The sequence below is a fragment of the uncultured Brachyspira sp. genome (assembly GCF_949287625.1).
Taxonomy (GTDB): Bacteria; Spirochaetota; Brachyspiria; order Brachyspirales; family Brachyspiraceae; genus Brachyspira.
Genome location: NZ_CASEGO010000161.1, coordinates 1 through 6,146, shown reverse-complemented (window position 1 = coordinate 6,146; position 6,146 = coordinate 1). Strand labels below are relative to the sequence as shown.

Sequence of the window (6,146 nt, the reverse complement as noted above, 5' to 3'; positions counted from 1 at the left end):
TAATAAATTATACAACATGTAAAACATACGATTTGCATAATAATTAATATTATATAATTTAGCATAAAACAATAAACTATTAAAATTATTTGTCAAGTAATTTCTAAACCTGAATACTGTTAAAAATACAAAAATTACAACACATCTAATATTTAATTTATAAATATTGAAAATAATATATTTTATGATATCATCATTTATAACATTATAATTACGGGGAAATAAATTGATTAGACATTCAAGACCTACCATAAGAAAAAAAGACTTAGAATCTGCTTTAAGAGTAATGATTAGCGATAACCTTGCAACAGGAGATATAATATACGAATTTGAAAGAACATTCGCCAATTATTTTGGAAAAGGTTTTACTGCTATATTTGTTAACAGCGGAACATCTGCATTAGAGCTTATATTAAGACATCTTAATATAGGAGAAGGCGATGAAGTTATAATGTCTTCTTTTCTTAATGCCTCACCTCTTCAAGTGGTTACAAATCTAAAAGCAACTCCCGTACTTATAGACATAGATGAAGACAGCTTTCAAATATCTATGGATAATGTAATAGAAGCAATTAATGAAAAAACAAAAGCTATTATAGTTTCTCATATGTTCGGCAACTGTGCTTTGATTGATGAGCTTGCTGATATAAAAATACCTATTATAGAAGATGCTTCTCATAGTCTCGGAGGAAAATACAGAGATACTTTACTTGGAAGTTTTGGAGATTTTGCATACTTCTCACTTTCTGCAACCAGAATGATTACTTCAGGCGGTGCTGGAGGTATGATACTTACAAAGAAAAAGGGAATGGACGCTATAAGAGATATAATACATTATGATAAAAAAGATAATTTTATAAAAAGATTCAATTACTGTGCAACCGACCTTCAGGCTTCTATCGGTATAGAAGAACTTAAACATCTCGAGAGAATGGTTGAAGTAAGGGCAGATATTGCTTCATTTTATGATAATGCTATACTGGAAAGTAATTTAATGAAATTATCTACTCATGACAGTGAAAGCCCTTCATATTACAGATATGTATGCATGTTAAACGGCAATATGAATATATACGATGTTATAAAAATGTTTGAACGTCATAATGTAGAAGCGGCAAGACCTATATTTAAGCCTCTGCATCAGTATCTTAATTTACCTAATGAAAATTATCCTAATACTGAAAATGCATATTTAAAAAGCATATCGCTTCCTATATACCCTACACTACAAAAGAGTGAGGCAGAGCTTATATGCAAATTAATAAAACAAATAAGATAATATTATTTTACAATACAGTAATGAAGATATTCAAAAGTTGATGATGCTGAATTATTTCTTTTGCTGTCAGCTTTAAATCTGTTGTACTCTTTGACAAATAAACCATATTCGCCCTTATTTGACATTATGGTTTTTATATCATCTAATGATAATAAACCCTCGTTATTATAGCTTACAAATATATATTTGGACTTTGCTTTATTTATTAAATCCTCAAATATATTATAAACATCATTTTTACTGCAGTATAAAGATTTTATTCTATCATTTCTAAGTCCTGTTTTGCCTTTTATCTCTGGATTATCATATTTTGCTATTGTTTCAAGCATATGATAATTATCAGAATACTGTCTTCTATTATAAGGCGGGTCAATATATAAAATATCTGTATCAATAGTTTCAATTAATTTATTAGCATATTTATTATATACTTTATGCTTTTTATCACTCAATACAAAATCGGACGGATAATAACTAAAAGTTTTTAAAGCTGTCTTTTTTATATTTTTTAAAAATGCTCCGTATACGGATGCAGTATTGGCACATTTATCTATATTTTCAAGAAGACTTGTAAGAAGAAAATAATACTCATTTTCATTAATCTTATTATTTTGAAACCACTCTTCTATTTTCATTCTAATAGCGTCGCATTTTGAAGCATTTTCATCTGAAAAATATATTCTTTGATACTCTTTATTTTTAGTGCCTCCTAAAGAATAATTATTATAAATAAAACCCTCTTTATAAGGTATATTATTTAAGTATTCGCATACAATTAAATGTCTTTCTTTAATCTTGCTTCCTTTTAAATTTTCTATCTCATCATTAAGATTTTTAAAATATAAATATTTATGATTTCCTATATAATGCTTATTCATAACATAACTATAATACTGAATATCATTAGATATAATAGAAAAATTTTTAGATTTAAAATATCTTCCTACAATACCAGTACCTGCAAACAAATCACAGAATGCAGAGCAGTTTTTATCTATTACAGAATTAATAGATTCATACAAAAAATCTAATAATGATAATTTACTTCCTATATAATTCATTGATATCCTTAAAATATATAATAATTATGTATAAAATATATTTTAGAATACTATTTATAATTTTACAATGATAAAACACTTGACAATATTATTATAAATTTTATAATCCAACTATAACAAAAAATACTGTATAAATTATACTGTTTTTTTAATCAATCAAGGAGTTTATATATGCTTGAACATAAATGTGATAAATGCGGAACAGAATTGGGTTATAAAGGTCTATGCTATAAATGTAAGGCAGAAGAAGAAAGAAATAAAACTCTTGCTTTAACTGATGATGAGATAAAAGAAATAATAAATAAGTATGTAAAAAAACTAAAAGAAAAAGATATTGATAAAGAATTATTAAACGGTATTTACATTTATGATTTGATTGCATATAGAAATATTGACTTAAAAGATATAGCTAAAAAAGCATTAGAAAAGAAAATTTATTATCCTGAAGTATTTTATTATAAAGCCAGTGAAGAAATAAGAGATGAACTTATAAAAAGAATAAATGAAACTAAAGATGCCAATCAAGGAGCTTCTTTATTGTCATGTTTAGCTATGCAGGGAGATGATGTTGCACTTGACTGTTTATACGATTTTGAAATGAATCCAAGAGAATGGAGAAAAAAACTTTATGTTGATCCTTCTATATATGCGGAGTGTGCAGGCTGGACTTTTGATAAAGATAAAAAAAGACGAATACTTAATTTTGATAAATGCTATTATTTAGAAAAGGCTAAAAACAAAGATGAAAAAGATAAAAGCCCTGTTATTATAGCTTCATTAAGAGATGATAATTGTCCTGAATGCGGATGCCGAAATATTGATATTGCTATTATTGACGGCAGAGATGAAAGACTTAAGTTTATAGGTGTTGATGGTATAATAAAGGCTTCATGCTGTCCTAATTGCGTAACCTATAATACAACTTATTCAAAGTATGATTTAAAAGGAGGAAGCCAAATACTTCCTTTCGATAAAGAGTCTGAAAATTATTATTCTGCTGAAGAAAACTATATAAAAGAAGAAGAGCTTATTAATATGCAAAACAATAATTATATTCTTTCAGAACATGATGTTCCTTTATTTTATGGGGCATTTGATGATACTTTAAATACAATAGGCGGATTTGCTAATTGGGTTCAGGATTGGGAATATATAAAATGTCCAAGCTGCGGTCAAAAGATGATATATTTAATGCAGATTCATTGGGATAGTATTGATAATTGGTCAGAAGGCACTTTATTTATAGAGATATGTACTGACTGCTCTATTACAGCAATGTTTCACCAGCAAACTTGATTTTTGAGTTTTAAGAATCGTTTTTAGTATATACCTAAACAACTATATTTTGTCAAAAATAAAATTATATTTTCTTTTTAATATCTAGGGCTTTGCTGCGAAGCATACAGTCGTGCCAGCCCCCACTTCTTTTGTGACGCTGTCCGTGCCGTAGGCAGGTATGGCACAAAGAACCAAAAAGACTGCATTTTTTAAGCAAAACATAGTTATTATAATAAATTTTAAACTTATTTTATTAATGCTAAATAATACTTTATACTATTTATTATTTTATTAATGCTAAATAATACTTTATACTATTTATAAGTTATCATTACATCTATAAATAATTAAAATTTGACAAAATATAATTGTTTAGGTATATAATAACTAAAAATTGACAAATTATAGTTATTTAGGTATATTTAAAATAAAAAGGAAATAAAAATGAAAAATAAAATATGCGTTATAACAGGTGCTTCAAACGGCATAGGAAAAGAAACTGCATTGCTATTTGCTGAAAAAGGATGCGATATAGCTTTCATTGATAAAGATAATGAAAATGGAAATAAACTATGCATACAAATAAAATCACTAGGAAGAGAATGCCTATTTATAAATGATAATATAGACAATGAAAAATCTATAAAATCATTTACTGACAAAGTAATAGAAAAGTTCGGCAATATAGATTATTTAATAAATAATGCCTGCTATTCCAATAAAGGACTTTTAAGTAATTGCAGTTATGATGATTTTTTAGAAATACTAAAAATAGGAGCAGCTGCCCCTTATGAGATTACTAAAAACTTTATTAATTATTTTAATGAAAAATCCTGCATTATAAATATCGCTTCAACAAGAGCCTTTATGTCTCAGAAAGACAGCGAAAGCTACAGTGCCGCAAAAGGTGCAATTATAGCTTTAACTCATGCTATGGCAGTAAGTTTATCCCATAAAGTGCGTGTAAACTCAATTAGCCCTGGCTGGATAAATACCGATGAAAATGCAAAGTTCAGCAGCGAAGATATACTTCAGCATCCAAGTGCAAAGGTAGGAAATACTTATGATATTGCAAGTACCGCTTGGTTTATTTGTAATAATGATTTTATAAATGCAGAAAATATTACAGCAGACGGCGGTATGACAAAACTTATGATATATCATAATGATGAAGGCTGGAAATTAAATATATAAAACTTAATTAATATAAATAATAGGCATTACGAAACATACAAACAAAGAAAATACAAAATAAACATAAACAAATATGATTGGTTTACTGCTTATAACAATGTTTAATGTATTATTATCTTCTCTGTTTTGAAATGAGTTTATAAAAGATTTAACTGTATTTAGAGAAATAAATATCAAATGTATGAAAAATATTATATTTAAAATTATTAAAGCTAATTTATTCGGTGTAAGTCCGTAATTTACTATTCTATATATAGACGCTGTCATAGTTAATATATCAAAAACTAATGCAAATATTGGAAGTATTACATACATTGCCTTTGTAAATATATTTGTTTTTTTATCCATTCTTGTAAACAATAAATTCATTACGGTAAACGCCAAAAGAATATTATATATTATGTAAACTGTTCTATTACTGTATGGTCTTAATTCATAAGGAAGCATAAAGAACATCATTATAAATAAAGCAAATAAATCAATAACTAAAAATGCTCTTGAAACATATACTGATATAACAGACTTAGTTTTTACATATATTAAATAGGCTATAAATGGAACAAAACCATATAAAAATACAAATGAGCATATCACTAATTTTGCTACTGCAAATCCAATATCTGAAGAAGATGCAAATAATGATACAACAGAAAAACCTACTACAAGAAGCACATTAAATAATATAAATAAAACTGTGCTGCTTGCTGCATTAATTATTACAAACCATAAAAATATATCGCCAAATACGGTAAAAAAATCTGAAATTTTATCAGTATTTAAAGCATCAAATGAATTATATGAAAGCATTATAAGTATAAAAAATATTATATTAAAAAATACTGCTCTATTAAATAATATCTGAAAATCTGGAGAATCTGCAGGAGGCATATATACATAATTGAAAGAAATATTGGAAAAAACTGCTATAAGGCTTACAAGTAAAAATGATAAAAATGTGATTAGAATAACTTTTTTATTTATAGGATTAATATGGAAAAGAATAGTAAAACAAAATAAATAAAATCCAATAAATAAATGACTATTTAAAAATATCGGAAATATATAACTTCTATCCATATTTGATAATGTTAGTATATAAATAGATAAAGGAATAGTTGATAATACAGATATAATCAAATATTTTAATACTTTTATAAATTTATCTTCGCTATTAATTACAATTTTATTCATTAAAAAATCTCCGTAAATTTGCATAAATAATATATACCATAAATAAAAAAAATCAATTATGATATAGCTGCATATTTATTGATAAAAACTCTATTTTATATTAAACTATATTTTATTGATGATTTTGGATTTTATACACTATG

Annotated in this window: 5 protein-coding genes; 3 read left to right on the top strand and 2 right to left on the bottom strand. The window is 26.0% G+C overall.

Features of this window, described 5'->3' with window-relative positions:
• Nucleotides 1–226: 226 nt before the first annotated feature.
• Complete coding sequence (locus Q1X91_RS15005; protein ID WP_300759322.1) at nt 227–1,279, top strand: DegT/DnrJ/EryC1/StrS family aminotransferase; 1,053 nt, start codon at nt 227–229, stop codon at nt 1,277–1,279.
• Between the two features lie 2 nt (nt 1,280–1,281).
• Here the strand turns inward: Q1X91_RS15005 and Q1X91_RS15000 are convergent, their stop codons facing one another.
• The gene (locus Q1X91_RS15000) at nt 1,282–2,340 is read right to left on the bottom strand and encodes a DNA adenine methylase (protein ID WP_300759320.1); all 1,059 of its coding nucleotides are present in this window, start codon (nt 2,338–2,340) and stop codon (nt 1,282–1,284) included.
• Between the two features lie 171 nt (nt 2,341–2,511).
• Between Q1X91_RS15000 and Q1X91_RS14995 the strand changes: the two genes are divergently transcribed.
• Nucleotides 2,512–3,636: a hypothetical protein gene (locus Q1X91_RS14995; protein WP_300759318.1), complete on the top strand. Its 1,125-nt coding sequence runs from the start codon at nt 2,512–2,514 to the stop codon at nt 3,634–3,636.
• A 426-nt stretch (nt 3,637–4,062) separates the two neighbouring features.
• Nucleotides 4,063–4,812 carry an SDR family oxidoreductase gene (locus tag Q1X91_RS14990; RefSeq protein ID WP_300759316.1) on the top strand — a complete coding sequence of 250 codons (750 nt, stop codon included), beginning with the start codon at nt 4,063–4,065 and terminating at the stop codon, nt 4,810–4,812.
• Between the two features lie 3 nt (nt 4,813–4,815).
• Here Q1X91_RS14990 and Q1X91_RS14985 read toward each other — a convergent pair whose 3' ends face one another.
• The gene (locus Q1X91_RS14985; protein WP_300759314.1) at nt 4,816–6,003 is read right to left on the bottom strand and encodes a hypothetical protein; all 1,188 of its coding nucleotides are present in this window, start codon (nt 6,001–6,003) and stop codon (nt 4,816–4,818) included.
• Between the last annotated feature and the right edge of the window lie 143 nt (nt 6,004–6,146).